Source organism: Arthrobacter sp. PAMC 25486, from assembly GCF_000785535.1.
Taxonomy (GTDB): domain Bacteria; phylum Actinomycetota; class Actinomycetes; order Actinomycetales; family Micrococcaceae; genus Specibacter.
The window spans coordinates 3,692,094-3,708,281 of the sequence record NZ_CP007595.1; the positions used below are offsets into that span (position 1 = coordinate 3,692,094).

Sequence of the window (16,188 nt, forward strand, 5' to 3'; positions counted from 1 at the left end):
CGCAAGTCCGACCACACACGTTAGCTTTACTCTCACTTTCCCTTTGGCAGAAGATCAGTGAAGCTAGAAAATCGTTGTTAGAGATTGAGCGTTCGGCTCTCCCCGACGTCGATCTCTTCGCCGGTCATTCGGGCCTTGGCCCACTGGAAAACGGTGGAGATTGCTCCTCCTGGGGATTCCCAATATTGTGCCCCCTCGGGACGAACACGAATCAGGACCAAATCCTTGGACTCAGGACCGTCAGGATAGAAGGCTGCTGCGGCTTCATTCCACATCTCCCGAGCTTTAGGTTCGCTGGTGATGATCGCTGCAAAGCCATGAACGGAGAGCCAGTCGTTCTTTCCGGTGAAGGAAAGATTAACCTGAGATTCGGTGCCAACTTCTTCTACGGGACTTGCCCCGATGGAGCTGAAGAACCATAGCTCTCCATCGTCTTCAACTTTCATTACTGTCATGGGCCAGCCCTGAAGCGTATTATCTGCTCCTACGGCTGTCATCATGCAGATTCGATGGTGTCCGATCATGTCTATGACTTTATGAATATCTTCATTCGAGGACATAGTGCTTAGCCTTTCGTTAGCTATGGATTCCGCGTCCATTTCCAATCCCACCGAAAGGGACGCAGATAGCGGGTTTTCGGTGTTGGTGAGGCGCTGAGGAAGATGCACCCACCACCAAGCGGTCGACACGGGATTGGTCTGGTCTAGTCAGGCTGTGGTTTTGGAGCGGCCGGTAACAGCGCCATAGGTCCCGGCGACGATGAATCCTCCGCCGATCGTGAGGAGCCAAGAACCGAGGTTCCCAACCCCCATCTTCCCATCATCGAAGAGCAGATCATCGGTAAACCCACCAACAATTCCTCCGAGCACGCCTAAGCCGAGGCTGGTAAACCACCCTCCGCCGCCCTTACCTGGCATGACGGCACTAACGATGACTCCCACAATAAGTCCCAATACGATCCAACCAATGAAACCCATGATTCCTCCCTGTGAAAATGTACATTACAGATCAGGGTTGGATTTCTCAAGACCACAGTCGGTCGTAAGAGAGCATCGGAAGTTGCTTCATATTTGCTGTAGCGGCGGCACTTTATTCAGTGCAGGTATTTTCATGGCTGAACTCTCCGGTGTTGCGTTCCCAATAGGCTCTCATGAGCCACTGAACGAGATCAGCCTGCGAGCAACATTTCATAGACACCAGTGAGACCTCTGCCCACAAAATTCCAGTGTGCATGGTTCAAGTCGAGCTTCAGGTCCTACAAGGAATACTGCCTGCCAAGCGGATCAGTCCTACGGCCAAGCCCACAGTCGCCAAGGTGCGTGCAGACGCTCGGTGTCCCAAACGGATGCTGGCAAGTATTTGAAAGAGTGGTGGGCCGAACGCGACAGTGCCGGGTCGAAGATCGCCGCCACGCTGACCAGCATCACCGAGCAGGCGTTGCGCTTAGCCGGAACCGTCTGGGAAGAGGCTGTCCGTACGGCCACTGCTGAGCATGCCATCCTCGAAAAGGTTTAGCGGGATGGAAGAGTCCCAAAGGAGCGTGAAACCAATGGGCTCGCCACCGACCTCGGCACCGCCAACCGCACCCACCAAGCAGCCGTGACGGAATTGCGGACCCAAGTCGAGGAGGCCATTAAGGCCGCCCGCGACAATGTGTCAGCAGCTGCCGTGTCCCATGACCAGTGACCAGCTGGCCCCGCATCTTGCAACATGACGTAGAACTCGCAGAGCTCATGCGCCAACTCGCTGAGGCGCGCCGTGGTCATGGGTGGCGGTCGGGTTTGAGGGCGTGCCGGTCGTCATCGCTGTAATATTGCTAGCGCGATTTGTTAAGCCCAGTCCAGCGATTACTGGCGAGAAGGAGGCAACGACTCTGATCGCTCCCTCGCCTGACCGCCGAGGCATTTCGTTTCCAAGACGGGTATTTTGATCGGCGGCGATCGGATAATGGATACTTGACGCCAAATTGTATGCGCCAAGCCAGAGCATCATTCGGGGAGTCAAGTGACCTTAGCCTCGAGATTTCATGGCGGTATGACTTTGCGGCGTCATTAAAGCCTGAAAGGTGCCTCTGACATGGGAAAATGTAGTTATCACACAACATTTTCTACAAAGTTTCAGGAGCTCCTTGCAGGTGAACAACATTACCGGTTTTTACCCGTCCGTTCGAGTCGATGGCACCGGCGATGGGGTCGTGTCCCAGGGCGGCGGGATCGTCCTGACGGAGATGATGAAGGCTTCTGGCCTGACCGCTGGGTTGGCCGAGGTTCTGGAGCCGTGGCGCAAGCCGTTCGCCACCCATAACCCTGGCAAGATCCTCACGGATCTGGCGTTGTCGTTGGCAACGGGCGGTGACTTCGTCTCCGACATTGACCGGCTCCGCAACGGACCCGAGGTCTATGGCCTGATCGCCTCGGATCCCACGATCAGCCGCTTGTTCAAGGTCCTGGCCACCGTACAGCCTGCGAAGGTGTTAGTGGCGGTCAACAAGGCCCGTGCCGCATCCAGGGCGCATGTGTGGGAACAGGCCGGAGAAGACTCGCCACTACACGGTGCCAGCAGGAAGAACCCCTTGGCCATCGATCTCGATGCTTCCCTGGTGAATTCCCATTCGGAAAAGGATGACGCGCGCCCGACGTGGAAGAAGGGTTTCGGCTTCCACCCGTTGTGTTCCTACGTTGACCACGGCGCCGCAGGTACCGGCGAGCCCTTGGTGACCTTGTTGCGGCCCGGCAACGCCGGCTCGAACACGGTCGCCGACCACATCCAAGTCGTCAAGGACTCCATCAAACAACTACCTGCTGGGTGGCGGTCCGGGCGGAAGATTATGCTCCGCACCGATTCCGCCGGTGGCACTCATGGGTTCCTAGACTGGCTTACCGACAAGCGCCGAAACTTCTCCTACTCCGTCGGGTTCACGATCAGCGAGGCCGTCGCCACGGTGCTGCCGTTAATCCCAAAGAAGGGCTGGTCCCGGGCCTACGACAGCGACGGCACCGAACGAGACGGCGCCTGGGTTGCCGACATCACCGGCATGCTCGATCTGTCCTCGTGGCCGGCAGGGATGCGGATCATCGTCCGTAAGGAAATCCCGCACGTGGGCGCCCAGTTGAGGATCACCGACATCGACGGGCACCGGTACACGGCCATCGCGACGAACCAGGAACATGGCCAACTCGCTGACCTTGACGTCAGCCACCGGCTCCGCGCCCGCTGTGAAGACAGGATCCGCAACGCCAAAGACACCGGCTTCGCGAACCTGCCCTTCAAATCCTTCACCGCCAACGAACTCTGGTGCCATGTGGTCATGATGGCCACCGAGCTCATGGCCTGGACCCAAATGATCGGCTTCAAGGACTCCAAAGCCCGCCGGTGGGAACCGAAAAAGCTCCGGGCCAGGCTTTTTGAAATCGGCGGGAAACTCGCCAAACACGCCCGCCAAACAACCCTGCACCTGGCCTCCAAAGCACCAGAGGTGCAATTGCTGCTCAAGGCAGTGAAAAGGATCGCCGCGCTCAGCCCGCCATAAACGGCAGCAAGCCGACCATCCGAACTCACCCCAGGAGGGCCAGAACCAGCACCACCGTGACCGGTGTGGAACCGTCACCGACAACCGCCCCACAGGACAGCGGCCAGAATGTCACACCCAAATGCCAAACTAAGACCATTCAGGCAGACGGTCAGCCCTGATCCACCAGAAACCTCGTGTCATGAAAGTTCGAGGCGTGCGCCACGAGGCGCTTGTAGTTCGAATGGAGGTGTAAGACCTCGGTCTTCCGGCACTCGTAGGTGCTGGTTGAAGCTGACGGCAGCTGAGCCCATGGATTGATGGGTGAGGTGGGAGCAGCCGTGACAAAGTCGGAACGGTCCGGGATTCCTTGACGGACCGTGTCTGGTGAGCGAGGCGAGAAGGTATACGAAAGGAACCGGCGTTGTTACACCTCTTCAACTTTCACCTGCTCTAACCAAGGAAATTTGGGCAGGGTTGCGGTGCGCACCCACCGACTGATTGTTCAGGTCGGTTGGGGAACTCTTGGTCTGGTTTGCCTCGTTGGGGCCAGGAGATCACGGTGAAGGTCTACGGCGTAGCCGTGATGATGCCGCAGGGGTAAAGCCGGGTGCCTAACTCGCTGATCGAATGCAAGTGAACGTGGGAACCAGAAACGTTTCGTTCCGTACTGCTGTTTGTGGGTGGTGCGGATAGACACTTTGCCTGTTGAAGGGCGTTTCTGGGGCGGAGTCGCCGTAGTAGTCCGAGGCCGGGAAAGCCGGTCACATGGCGAAGGGCGGCAGTGTGTCAGGTAGTGGAATCGTGTAGAAGGTTGGAGGTTCATTGGTGAATACCGGTGATGACATGCGTGCCCGCAGTGATGCGGCGTCGGTGTTAGTACAACGGATGCAGGTAAAGCTACATCGGTGGGCCGGGAGTGATCCCGGCAAGAAGTTTGATGATCTGTTTAACCTTGTCTGTGACCCCGATTTCCTTCTGGTTGCGTGGGAACGCGTGGCCGGTAACCGGGGTGCGCAGACGCCCGGGATTGATCAGGTAACGAAAGAAACCATCAATTTCTGGGTCGGGGCGCAGGAGTTCATTGATCACATCCGTGGTTTGTTGAGGTCGGGCACTTTCCGGCCGCAACCAGTGCGACGGGTAGAAATCCCTAAAGGCAGTGGTAGTGGGAAGATCAGGCAACTGGGTATTCCCACACTGGCTGACAGGGTGGTGCAGGCGTCGCTGAAACTAGTGCTGGAACCGATCTTCGAGGCGGACTTTGCGCCGTTTTCGTATGGGTTCCGGCCGAATCGGCGGGCACAGGACGCTATCGCAGACATTCACCACTTCGCTATTGCGGGGTATGAGACGGTGCTTGAAGCCGATATCAAGGCGTGTTTTGATCGTATCGATCACACCGCGTTGATGGGCCAAGTGCGCCGTCGGGTGAGTGACAAGCGAGTGCTGGCACTGATCAAGGCATTCCTCAAGGCCGGGATCATGACTCGGGACGGTCAGCTGATCGGCTCGAAAACCGGCACTCCCCAGGGCGGGATTCTCTCCCCGTTGCTGGCTAATATTGCGTTGAACGTGCTTGATGAGTATGCCGCTAAGGCATGGTCGGAGCGTATGGGCACTAACTACCAGCGGCAAAAGCTGATCGCCAAGGGCGGTGCCACATGGAAGCTCATCCGATACGCTGACGATTTCGTATGCGTTATCAGAGGGACGAGCGGCCATGCGGAAACGCTGAAGGAGGAGATCAGGGAGGTTCTAGCCCCGCTGGGGCTGGAGTTCTCGGAAGAGAAGACCGGGGTAGTCACGATCGATGAGGGATTCGATTTTCTCGGATTCACGATTCAGCGGCGCCGCAAGCGCGGGACGAACAAGTCCTACGTGTATACGGTGCCGTCGCAGAAATCGATCAAGTCCGTGCGGTCAAAGATCGCACAAGCCTGTTACAGATCGACCCTGCATCAGGACTTTTCTGAGCTGCTCAAGCGGCTTAATCGGATCCTGGGCGGGTGGGCCAACTACTTCCGGCATGGCGTCTCGAAGAGTGTCTTTGGAAACATTGACAACTACGCGTGGCAACGTGTTTGGAGATGGTTGAAGAAGAAACACGGACGCATGAAGATACGGGACATGAAACGTAGATTCTGCATCAATGGATGGCAATTTGCCACGGCAACAACTCGTTTCACCGGGGCCTCAACAGTCCCAGTAACGCGCTACCGTTACCGCGGCAAGAACATCCCGAACCCGTGGAATCAACAGCCCTTGAACATCCGTATCACCGCCGGGTAATGATGCATGGAGAGCCGGATGCGGTGAGAGTCGCACGTCCGGTTCGGCGGGCAGCCACGGCGAAACCCGGCCCAGTAATGGGCAAACGGGCGCGCCGTGGCTGACCCAACTAACGAGCTCGAATGCCGCGATTCAACACTCCACCGCTGATTGGCCGGCCTGCGGGCCATGATGATCCGGCAAGGACTCCCACTGCCGCTAGATAGGTTAGGCTTAGCTTACTTAGGTTGGATGAGGGTTGCTCTAGTCGAAAAATGGTTGTGTTAATGCCGAAGGTTTTCCCCACAGTTCCTCGAATGTTCGATGCTGTGACAGTATCCAAGATGTTCGTGACACCGTCGATGATTCGGGTTCGCTTCGGAGGGCCTGAACTAGAGCATTTCGAGACCTCGGGGGTTCCTGACGAGAGGCTGCGGCTACTGTTCGGAGAGGGCGAAGACCAAACCGTACGCAGCTACACCGTGCGCACGTTCGATCCTCGAGGCCCGTTTCTCGATGTGGATTTCGTTGTTCATGACGGTGGTGTCGCGGTCGATTGGGCGGTCCACGCACAACTCGGTGATCGCTTGAAGATTTCTGAAGCCCGCGGCTGGTATAGGCCCCCCGCCGACAGTGGCTGGCAGTTACTCGTCGCCGACATGACAGCACTGCCCGCATTGACCCGCGCCGTGGAGCAACTCCCCGCAGGCTCTCAAGCTTTTGTCATCGCTTCAGTGCCAAATCAAGCAGACGAACAGGTTGTTTCAACTCGGGGCTTTGTGTCCTACCAGTGGCTCCATACCGATCTGAGAGAACTTGCAGGTCAAGAGACCACGGAGAAGACGGCCAGCAAACTGTCATTGCCTAAAGCGGTCCGATCTTTCAATCTTCCGGATGGTCCCGGATATGTATGGGCCGCTACCGAGGCAACCGAGGCACGGGAGATCCGTAAATACTTCCATCGTGAGCTTTCTTGGACTCCTGACAGATTCGAGATCAAAGGCTATTGGCGTCGCGACAATGAACGTTGGCAGCAGCGCTACGCCCAAGTCGAAAAACACATTGATGCTCTCCGGGAGCAAGCCGTGGCCGACGGCAAATCCGGTTTCGAACTAACCCGTATCCTCGACAACGCACTCGAACGCGCCGGTTTATAAATCAATTACCCGCTTCATATCTACGTTAGGACACCCATGAGAATTTCCAATACGGGCAACCGTCGATACGCCATAGGCGCCGCCGTTCTATCTCTCACAATGTTGTTTGTGACAGCGTGTTCCTCTTCAGAAGCCAAAACTGACACCTCGACGGTCAGCCAAATTCGCACCATCGAAACGCCAATGGGACTCGTTGAAATTCCGAAAGACCCCCAGCGCATAGTCAGCCTGGACGCATATGTCGGATTGCAAACTCTTGATGAACTAGGTGTACCTGTTGTAGCTACAGGAACCCTAGGAGGTGGGCTAAGGAGACTCGTCAGCGAAGATGCGCAGGCATTGCCCTCTATTGGTGTCACTGCACTCGACGATGTTCAACTCGAAGCGATCGCCGCAGCTGCCCCTGACCTGATCGTCGGCCGGCAACCCATCGGGGAAAAGTACTACGATGAATTGTCCAGCATCGCTCCCACTGTGTTGATTCCCTTCGTGTACTGGCGGGACCAGTACATCGGTGTTGCTGATGCTGCCGGACTCGTGGCCGAGGCCACAGAGAATTTGAGTGCACTCGATGAAAGTATCGCCACCCTCCGTACTGATGTCAAGGCGGCATGGCCCGATGGGGTTCGCTTGTCAGTGGTTCGGGTATCGGACACCTCCGGTGACGTGCGCACCTACAACACACTCGATGCGTCGACTACTTTTTTGTACGCCGATATTCTTTCAGGTGTAGGAATTACCCCCACTGCAAACTCCTTGCGCGGTGCCGACCCGACCAAGGTCAACTCTGCTGTTAGTTCAGAAAACCTCTCCCTGATTGACGGTGACGTGATCATCTACTACGTGGGCGCGGGAGGCCAAGCCGACGCGGGAACGGCTGTCGAAGAAGCTCTGACGACAAACCCGTTGTGGTCGAAGCTATCCGCAGTACAAGCTGACAAGGCATTCCAAGTCAACTCGGCGCCGTGGTTTGATGCATACAACTTGGCCGGCGCAAATGCCGTGATCGAAGATCTCCGGAGAATTCTGCTCTAACAGCCAAGTTCTGGATCGGTGAACCCCACGCCGTCAGATCAGGAGGCTTCCGCCCCGCTCCGAATAAGGAAATTCACCGATGAATGTCGCTTCTCTCTTGCAGTCACTGAGCTCGCACCGACAATCGAACTGCTGGAATGAGTGCGGTCTCACGAATGTGGTTGCCGCATGACCTCAGTAACGGTCAACAACACTCAACCACCAGCCAAAAGCACGCCACAGGGCGTGGCACACAGGAACAGCATTCGTTCGCTCGGTCTGCTGGCGGCGGTGGCAGGGTTGCTTGCGGTTGCGATTCTGAGTATTACGATCGGATCGAAATTGACTCCGATCCCTGTATCTGATGTGTGGCATGCGCTCTTCCAACCCACTGGCACCGAAAATGACTCCATAGTGCGTGATATGCGAGTGCCGCGAACACTCGTCGCGTTAACGGTAGGGGTTGCCATAGGCGTGTCAGGTGCTTTGATTCAGGCACTGACACGCAACCCTCTAGCCGACCCAGGCATTCTTGGAGTGAACGCGGGTGCAGCGTTTTTCGTCGCTCTCGGAGTTGCCTTCTTTGGCGTTGGATCGATCAGTGGGTATGTGTGGTTTGCATTCGGGGGTGCCTTGGTGGTGACGGTCGCGGTTTATCTGATCGGTGCGGCTGGCCGGGGGCCTGCGGATCCCATCCGGCTCACCCTAGCGGGTGTGGCGTTGGGTGCTGTATTGGCAGGGATCACAACGGCCATGACTCTGCTTGACCCGCAGGCATTTGACCAGATGCGCAACTGGAATGCGGGGTCAGTAACCGGGCGGAGTTTGGACGTCATTGGACCAGTGCTGCCGTTTTTAGTGATCGGACTCGTGCTGGCACTGCTCATTGCTCGTCCTCTGAACGCGATTGCGCTTGGGGAGGATCTCGCTAATTCGTTGGGAGTCAACGTTATGGGTATGCGAGTGACCGCCATCATCGCGGTCACCCTGCTGGCCGGTGGGGCGACAGCGATCGCTGGGCCGATCGGGTTCGTTGGATTAATGGTTCCCCACATTGCGCGGTGGATCGTTGGCCCGGACCAACGGTGGATCATTGCCTACACTATGGTGCTCGCTCCGATCCTACTGTTGGTTTCGGACATTGTGGGCCGAGTGGTGATACGTCCAGGTGAGATCCCTGTTGGTATCGTGACAGCGTTCATCGGCGCGCCGGTCCTGATCGTGCTGATCCGTCGCAAGAAGGCGAGTGGCCTGTGAACTCCGTGATGGAAGATACCTCCGGAAGGAAAGCCCGAATCGACTTCGGCCGCGCCGTTGTACGCTTTCGGAGGGGCCCAGTCTCGTTGCGCTTCAATGTACGTCCCCTCGTTGCCAGCCTGCTCATCGTCGCTGTCGCGATATTAGTCAGCATGACTGCTCTCGCCTCTGGCCAGTTTCAGCTCACTTTCGGAGACGTCGTCCTGGCTTTGCTTGGCAAACAAGACGGCCTCGCGCACACGGTGGTGGTGGAGTGGCGCGCCCCTCGCGTATTGTCGGCGCTGGTATTTGGTGCGGCACTGGGTGCCTCCGGAGCGATCTTTCAATCATTGACACGGAACCCGTTGGCGAGTCCGGATATCATCGGCTTCTCTGCCGGTTCCTACACCGGCGCGCTACTGGTGATGCTCGCCGTCGGAGGTTCCTATCTTCAAATCGCCGCAGGTGCCCTTACCGGCGGCTTGGCCACCGCCCTGGTCGTCTATGTGTTTGCCTACAACCGTGGCCTGCAGGGGTTCCGATTAATCATCGTTGGCATAGCTATCAGTGCGATGCTCGCGTCGCTAAACACGTGGCTGATGCTCACTGCCGAACTTGAAGTAGCGATGAGCGCTTCCCTCTGGGGTGCAGGATCGCTCAATGCAATCACCTGGGAACAAGTGTTGACGGCTACAGCAGTCATCGCGGTGCTATTGACCGTATGTGGGTTGCTGGGCCGTCCGATGCGCCAACTTGAAATGGGTGATGACGCGGCCAAGGCCCTAGGCGTGCGAGCTGAACCCGCCCGGCTCAGCCTTATTATTGTCGGTGTTGCACTGACTGCGACAGTTACCGCGGCTGCTGGCCCGATAACTTTCGTAGCGTTGGCGGCCCCGCAAATCGCTCGTCGTCTGACCCGCACACCGGGCGTCACAGTGGGCGGAGCCTCGTGTGTGGGTGCGCTGCTACTGGCTTGCTCCGACTACATAGCCCAGCACTTATTGCCTTCCGCACTTCCGGTAGGACTGGTGACGGTAGTGATCGGTGGCACCTACTTGGTCTGGCTTCTGATCCACGAGGTGAGGCGCCGTGCCTGAACGAGTAGTATCCGAATGAAAAGCCAATGAAGGAACCCTTGTGAAGAACAACACCCTCCTCGGAAACTCCACGCATGCAGAGGGAAAAAATTCCGTGCCGACCAGACTCTGGGTCGAGGACGCCACGATAGGCTACGACAAGCGCCTCATTTCCGAGCATCTGAGTGTGTCAATACCCGACAACTCTTTCACCGTCATCGTCGGTCCCAACGCCTGCGGCAAATCGACTCTACTGCGGGGACTTTCGCGTCTACTGAAGCCAACAGCAGGGCAAGTGGTCCTTGATGGGCGAGCGATCAATACGTACAAAGCAAAAGACGTCGCGCGCAGATTGAGCTTATTGCCGCAGTCTGCGCTCGCGCCTGACGGGATCACTGTCTCTGACCTAGTGGCACGGGGACGGTATCCCCACCAGAATCTGATAAGGCAGTGGACGCAGACCGATGAGGATGCCGTTATCGAAGCCATGGAGGCCACCGGCGTTACTGACCTATCGGCTCGACTGGTCGACGAGCTTTCTGGCGGGCAACGTCAACGGGTATGGGTGGCGATGGCCCTAGCGCAACAGACTGATATCTTGTTGCTCGATGAACCGACCACCTTCTTGGACATCGCCCACCAAATCGAACTCCTGGAACTGTTCACCGACCTGCACCACGCGGGACGCACCATGGTTGCGGTGCTGCACGACCTGAATCAGGCCGCTCGTTATGGAACGCATTTGATCGCTATGAAGGACGGAGCAGTGGTTGCCGAAGGGACGCCTGATCAGATCGTGACGGCTGACATCGTCGAGCAGGTCTTCGGCCTGCGGTGTGTTGTCATGCCCGACCCTGTGACCGGTACACCCACGGTCACGCCCCTGGGCCGGGACAGGTCAGCGCCGTCTTCATAGTGACTGAGACAGGTATGCTCCCGTGAAGCAGTTCCAATCAAGACGTTAAACTCGATAGCTCGCGAGACCTCCGTTCAACGATCCTCTGCGGAGGACCCCAAAATGGATAGTCCACCGCAACCAGGGTCAGAACACGCTCGCGGTCCGGCCCTCAGTATCGGCAATAAGGCCAGTTGCGACAACGGCCTTCCCTGACTTGTTGAGCCGTGCCACGATATCCTGCCGCAGTGATGCAAAATCACTGGCGACATATCCAATTCTCTGGCCAGCGGCCTTGAGCGCGACAGCCCATTTCTCAGCCGGGTTCCCCGGCTCTGGAGCCAAATCCACGTCAACTATTTGCCCCGACTTCAAGCCTCGAAATCCAGCCTTGTGGAAGTGTCCGTCGCGCACATATTGGGAGTCGCACATTTCAATACCCCGGGGGTCAGCAATCCTGTAGATTCCGTGCGGGTACTAGTGTTCTCCACGAGGCGGACGTAGAGGGGGAGACTCAACTAAAGTGCTCGCGAAATGAGGCATCTACAGTATTACGCGAGTGCTCAACGTGAGCCTGATTGGGCCCTTGCATATATGCAATGCTGACCGTAGGCTTGGTTGTATGGTTACTCCAACAGCGGCGTCTATCGTTACTCGAATGCGCCTCAAGCGGCAGCTCAGCAAGACGGCATTTGCTGAGCTTATTGGTCTGCATGCTTCAACGATCACCAGGATTGAGTCGGGAGCAGTTGAGCCGACGTATGCGATGTTGCAGCGGATCGCTTCAGGAGCTGGGTTTCAGTTGACGGAAACTTTGTCTGATTCGGGTAGTGACGTGCCCTATGCGGTGGCCTTGGACCGTATCCAAAATGCCACTGGTGCAGAGCGGCGTCGGCTCCTTGGGAAACTGGCTCAGACGGCGAATCTGGCTCCTGTTGCAAAGAGGCCTGGTGTGCGCATCTTCGCCCTTGATTCTTCCCTCGCAGAGTTCGTCCGGCGGCTTGAAGAGCAGGGTGCGAATCCCGTTGTTTCGTCATTGGAGGCTGTCTCAGGTGATGTTTCCCAGACCAGTTCCTTCACGCCCGTCGTGTATGTCGATGATCCTGAAAAGCTAATGGATTTGCCGGCAATGTCGCCTTCTGCGAAGGCAAGTGTTGTGGTTTTGCCGTCGACGGAGAGCGCGCGTCGGTTCATGCGCAAGGTGGAGGGGACAGCCATGGTGAGTGCGGAGTGGGGGATGCTTGACGCTCTGGCTTCTCCGGGGCGCCAGGCCGATGTTGCGCTCAGCTTCCTGCCAGCGTTTGCTCAAGCAGCATGAGCGATAGTTCAGGGATTCCTCGCCAGCCGCGCATGGAAGATGCCAGGTATGGGGCTGAACGCTCGAGACGGCTGCTGATCACGACCATTATTGCGTTGGGTCCGTATGCAGAGGCGCTAACTATTGTCGGTGCGCATGCGGTTCATGTTTGGGTCCAAAAGAAGTGGGGACCCATTGACATGGAATCGACACGAGACGGCGACCTTGTTATTGATCCGGTCTTTGTCGCGGAAGACCCCAAAATACTAGATCTCATGGCTTCAATTGGCTTGGAGCCTGCACGGGAGGAACGTCCAGGGATCTACGGGTATTCCAGCGAACGGGGACTGCCGTGGGAGCAACGCGCAACCGTGGATCTTCTGGTGCCTGAAGGATATGCCGGCAAGAAGGGCCGAACAGCAAGGATTGTCGGGCAGGACAAGGCCACGACCCGGGCTTACGGGTTGGAACTGGCAGTCCACGACCGAGTCCTCACAGAAATATCCACGATTGACGCAGAGCCCACCATTTCCGCCAAATCCTATGTGGCAGGTCCCTCGGCGCTTCTGATTGCCAAGGCCCATAAAGTCCACGAACGGCTGGCTGAGGTGTCTCGGCGTCCGGACAGGCTACGACCGAAGGACTCCGGGGATATCGCCCTGCTGATGATGGTCACCGACGGCGCTGAAGTTGCCGAGACTATGATGTTCCATGCTCGAGCACACGCCGAGATCCGCAACGTTGTCAACGAGGGAGTGAGTCACCTCATTGCCATGTACTCCGCACAGAACGCCACTCTTGTTCGTGAGCATATGGTCGACAGCTTGGCCACACGCTTTCAAGAGCAGGATTTGCTCGCTGACGTCGACACTTGGCTGGCCGCATTCTCCGCCAGATTTCAAATGATCGAAAGTAGCTAGGCAGGTCAGACTTGTGCGCGCCCGTCTCTGCCGTAGGCGCTTCAGGGCGAACCTGGACAGGCGTGTCCAAGACACTGACTGGACGAACGTGATGCTGAAGCCGTCGACTGGCCTGCATGGGATCTCGCTCAGAAGTCAACGATGCGGCATCGAATATTTTGGGATGGTTATGCATTGGTCTGAAAGAACGGATGAATGTAACCGACTCATTAGAAACACATTAAATTGGGCGACAATTGCCCACTCTTCAGTACCATCCATTGTTGCGCGCCGTTCGCACCAACAAAGGCCAGGAACGACTATTGGCAAGTCGAAATTGACGATAGAGGCGACAGCGGGGTGATGAACGTTGATAGCTGACGATAGATTTGAGGCATCGCACATGCCTCTGACCTGCGGCGATAGCTTTCCGTGCGAATTTGGCAGAATAATTCCACCTGCCTATCCAACTCAGCAACAACGGTTGGAATCCTGAGGATCCCCGGCGACTGGATTACCCCCTTCCCGCGCCGACGTTGATAGCCGGATACAGGATGGACGTAGTTTTGTCATGGCCCGCTCCCGGGGTTCTCGCAATTAGGCGTGCGCACCTTCGCTGGATCCGGAGTTATTGATTAAGTCCACGATAGAACCGATGTCGGCTGCGGCCACCCGATGTACTTGCCCTGTAATCTCGTTCTATTACTACCAAGAACCCTAGGAGGCATGTGTGGTTCGCGCAGAAAATGGGACGCTCGCCGGCGTTCTCGAAGGCAAGAAGCAGTACCAGATTCCGCTCTACCAACGCGTGTACTCGTGGGGCAACAAGCAGTTGCGCCAATTGTGGACTGACGTCGTAGAGTTGGGGCGCGCCTTGGGTGACGATCCAAAGGCATCGCACTTCATCGGCTCCCTCGTACTTGCGAGCAGTCCTGACTTCGGCGCAATCGGTGTCAACAAATTCCTTGTCGTGGACGGCCAGCAGCGCCTGACATCGCTCACTGACCGCATAGTTGTACCGGGCAGCAGCGGCATGAATGGCGGCCGCTGCCTCCACATCGCTTGGTCCGTTGCGCAGGAGGCGGTCGACCCATCCCTCCCATATTTCGCGCTGGTTTTTGATGTTTCGCTCCAGCCGGCGTTCTTCAAAGGTCGGCTTGGGGGCAGTCGCTGAGGTGTCCATGCAGCCCATGTGTGCGGAAGCCGGTGTGTCCGTCCCCGCAGCGGTCAGCGCTAGTTGGCAATGAACCGGTTTGCATAGTCGTTGGCCGTCTCCGGTGCGTCGTCCCGGGCCCAACACTTCATCACCAGGAAGCGGCTCTCCACCCCAGAATCCAGAGCGGTGGACACCGTGCTTTATGGCGCCTTAGAAACCCTGCAACAAATCATGGTGGGCGTGCTCGCACGCTGCCTCCAACCTAAAAACTGCTACGAACGCTCCTGATGGAATCTGCTGAGAACCTCATTGACTTCCACCGGATGGCTTTCATGTGGTTGGGCGGCCAGTGGCATCTCCAGCCGGATAAGTTCCGACTGCATCGGCAGGCGTTCAGGTCCGTTGAGGGCCAGCCACATGAGCTGATCCGCGTATTCGTCGTCTTTCTGACGCGCATACCAAGTGAAACCCACATAGCCTGGGAAAACAGCGAGAGGGTCAAAACCCCAGCGTCCAACGCGCGCTTGTGCCTCATTGGGCACAGTTGGGTCCGTCCGAGCCGCATGCCGCTTCACGGTTCGCAGGATCACCAAGCCGACGGCAATCACAAACAAGATCACAAACCAGGCCATCGATGCGCCCACAGGATCGTCTGGCTTTATTGCTTCACAGTTGCCCGGAGTCATGATGGTGCCCGGATCTTTGAGTAACTCCAAGCATTCGTCGTAGGTCAATGCGCCGCCTGCGTCTATGGACGCTGCGATCTTGCCCATGAGCAGGTTGAACAGTAGACCGATCCCGGCGAGGCCGGCAACAACAAAACCGAGAATCGACATCACTTTTAGCCTGACCTGCCTCACCCGAGCAGGGTGGTTCACAAATCGCCGTATCTCATCTTGGGGAATTTCGGCTTGCGCTCGTCCAATGACACGCGCCCACCCCTGTCTCCAATCGGAGTCCCGGTTGCGGATGGACTGTGCCAGATGGATGCCCCTATCTCTCCACTGCAGGTAGGCGATGCCATCAGGGGTCTGCCGCCACATCGCGAATTGATGATTCCTTGTTTGCTGCGCCATCTTCTGCTGGAGAGCCAGTTGCTCTTCCTGAGCAGCCGCCGCACGACGGGTCTGGTCTGCGGTGGCTGCTTGAAAGCCAGCAGTCATCCAGGCTGCTGTTGATGTGCTTTGCGTATTCGCTTCAATATTCCGGAGGGAATTTATCTTCGCTTGGTAGTAATTCACCATATTCTTACCCCTTTTTTGCACCAGCTTCTGCGGCGCTTGATATCAGAAAATTCATGTGATTCGGGTTGGCGGGCAGCATCAACGTCCCGGCCCGGACGGTTGGCATCCTGCTCAGCCGGGAAGGTATTTTCGCATTGGACGGAGCTTTGGGTGGGCCACTTTCCGGGCTGCATTCAGCATGCGTCAAAGACCAAGGGACAGTCGGTGGTTCAAGGCTGCCTCACAGTCGGTGGTTATGAAATAATTTCGCATTTGATGGGAGGCCGAAATCGGTCGCATTGGAATTTACTGTACCTCAGCCACTCCAGCGGACCCCGTTCGTGGGTGGTTCCCCCGTGTGGCTGCACCGAGTCTTTCCCGGACAGGAACCGGGAAGTGGATCTGTTTGCCCTCGGGGCGGTGGCAATGAGTTCTGACAGCTCTCTAGGGCCGGCT

Annotated in this window: 14 protein-coding genes; 11 read left to right on the top strand and 3 right to left on the bottom strand. The window is 57.1% G+C overall.

Annotated elements, in window-relative coordinates:
* Nucleotides 1-77: 77 nt before the first annotated feature.
* Together art_RS16820 and art_RS16825 are read right to left on the bottom strand one after the other, a co-directional pair.
* A complete protein-coding gene (locus art_RS16820; RefSeq protein ID WP_038470740.1) occupies nucleotides 78-560 on the bottom strand; it encodes a pyridoxamine 5'-phosphate oxidase family protein in 483 nt (160 codons plus the stop codon).
* A 147-nt stretch (nucleotides 561-707) separates the two neighbouring features.
* A complete protein-coding gene (locus tag art_RS16825; protein WP_038466703.1) occupies nucleotides 708-977 on the bottom strand; it encodes a GlsB/YeaQ/YmgE family stress response membrane protein in 270 nt (89 codons plus the stop codon).
* A gap of 355 nt (nucleotides 978-1,332) precedes the next feature.
* On the opposite strand from art_RS16825, the gene art_RS16830 reads away from it, so the two are divergent.
* The 11 genes from art_RS16830 to art_RS23040 all read left to right on the top strand — a co-directional run bounded on the left by art_RS16830 (nucleotide 1,333) and on the right by art_RS23040 (nucleotide 14,527).
* Nucleotides 1,333-1,515, top strand: a complete 183-nt coding sequence (locus tag art_RS16830) for a hypothetical protein (protein WP_038466705.1) — start codon at nucleotides 1,333-1,335, stop codon at nucleotides 1,513-1,515.
* A gap of 619 nt (nucleotides 1,516-2,134) precedes the next feature.
* Nucleotides 2,135-3,529 (top strand): IS1380 family transposase, encoded by a 1,395-nt coding sequence (locus tag art_RS16835; protein WP_038466707.1) that lies wholly within the window; start codon nucleotides 2,135-2,137, stop codon nucleotides 3,527-3,529.
* An 807-nt stretch (nucleotides 3,530-4,336) separates the two neighbouring features.
* The gene (ltrA, locus tag art_RS16840; protein WP_038468424.1) at nucleotides 4,337-5,800 is read left to right on the top strand and encodes a group II intron reverse transcriptase/maturase; all 1,464 of its coding nucleotides are present in this window, start codon (nucleotides 4,337-4,339) and stop codon (nucleotides 5,798-5,800) included.
* A gap of 296 nt (nucleotides 5,801-6,096) precedes the next feature.
* A complete protein-coding gene (locus art_RS16845; protein WP_216699554.1) occupies nucleotides 6,097-6,936 on the top strand; it encodes a siderophore-interacting protein in 840 nt (279 codons plus the stop codon).
* Between the two features lie 36 nt (nucleotides 6,937-6,972).
* Complete coding sequence (locus art_RS16850) at nucleotides 6,973-7,971, top strand: ABC transporter substrate-binding protein (protein ID WP_038466709.1); 999 nt, start codon at nucleotides 6,973-6,975, stop codon at nucleotides 7,969-7,971.
* A gap of 168 nt (nucleotides 7,972-8,139) precedes the next feature.
* Nucleotides 8,140-9,207, top strand: coding sequence for an iron ABC transporter permease (locus tag art_RS16855; RefSeq protein WP_082000376.1), 1,068 nt, complete (start codon nucleotides 8,140-8,142; stop codon nucleotides 9,205-9,207).
* 152 nt (nucleotides 9,208-9,359) lie between these two features.
* Nucleotides 9,360-10,283, top strand: a complete 924-nt coding sequence (locus art_RS16860) for a FecCD family ABC transporter permease (RefSeq protein WP_367643745.1) — start codon at nucleotides 9,360-9,362, stop codon at nucleotides 10,281-10,283.
* A 94-nt stretch (nucleotides 10,284-10,377) separates the two neighbouring features.
* Nucleotides 10,378-11,178: an ABC transporter ATP-binding protein gene (locus tag art_RS16865; protein ID WP_253901610.1), complete on the top strand. Its 801-nt coding sequence runs from the start codon at nucleotides 10,378-10,380 to the stop codon at nucleotides 11,176-11,178.
* A 601-nt stretch (nucleotides 11,179-11,779) separates the two neighbouring features.
* The gene (locus art_RS16875; RefSeq protein WP_157875331.1) at nucleotides 11,780-12,475 is read left to right on the top strand and encodes a helix-turn-helix domain-containing protein; all 696 of its coding nucleotides are present in this window, start codon (nucleotides 11,780-11,782) and stop codon (nucleotides 12,473-12,475) included.
* Nucleotides 12,472-13,374, top strand: a complete 903-nt coding sequence (locus tag art_RS21215) for a hypothetical protein (protein ID WP_157875332.1) — start codon at nucleotides 12,472-12,474, stop codon at nucleotides 13,372-13,374. The genes art_RS16875 and art_RS21215 overlap by 4 nt, the downstream gene beginning before the upstream one ends.
* 709 nt (nucleotides 13,375-14,083) lie before the next feature.
* Complete coding sequence (locus art_RS23040; RefSeq protein ID WP_038466721.1) at nucleotides 14,084-14,527, top strand: DUF262 domain-containing protein; 444 nt, start codon at nucleotides 14,084-14,086, stop codon at nucleotides 14,525-14,527.
* A 254-nt stretch (nucleotides 14,528-14,781) separates the two neighbouring features.
* Here art_RS23040 and art_RS16890 read toward each other — a convergent pair whose 3' ends face one another.
* On the bottom strand, nucleotides 14,782-15,753 hold the full coding sequence (locus tag art_RS16890; RefSeq protein ID WP_157875333.1) for a hypothetical protein: 972 nt from the start codon (nucleotides 15,751-15,753) through the stop codon (nucleotides 14,782-14,784).
* Nucleotides 15,754-16,188: the final 435 nt, after the last annotated feature.

Excerpts from the sequence above, each read along its gene's own strand:
- art_RS16820 (WP_038470740.1), bottom strand. The coding sequence starts at position 560 with ATGTCCTCGAATGAAGATATTCATAAAGTCATAGACATGATCGGACAC.
- art_RS16825 (WP_038466703.1), bottom strand. The coding sequence starts at position 977 with ATGGGTTTCATTGGTTGGATCGTATTGGGACTTATTGTGGGAGTCATC.
- art_RS16845 (WP_216699554.1), top strand. The coding sequence starts at position 6,097 with ATGTTCGATGCTGTGACAGTATCCAAGATGTTCGTGACACCGTCGATG.
- art_RS16850 (WP_038466709.1), top strand. The coding sequence starts at position 6,973 with ATGAGAATTTCCAATACGGGCAACCGTCGATACGCCATAGGCGCCGCC.
- art_RS16855 (WP_082000376.1), top strand. The coding sequence starts at position 8,140 with ATGACCTCAGTAACGGTCAACAACACTCAACCACCAGCCAAAAGCACG.
- art_RS16860 (WP_367643745.1), top strand. The coding sequence starts at position 9,360 with ATGACTGCTCTCGCCTCTGGCCAGTTTCAGCTCACTTTCGGAGACGTC.
- art_RS16875 (WP_157875331.1), top strand. The coding sequence starts at position 11,780 with ATGGTTACTCCAACAGCGGCGTCTATCGTTACTCGAATGCGCCTCAAG.
- art_RS21215 (WP_157875332.1), top strand. The coding sequence starts at position 12,472 with ATGAGCGATAGTTCAGGGATTCCTCGCCAGCCGCGCATGGAAGATGCC.
- art_RS16890 (WP_157875333.1), bottom strand. The coding sequence starts at position 15,753 with ATGGTGAATTACTACCAAGCGAAGATAAATTCCCTCCGGAATATTGAA.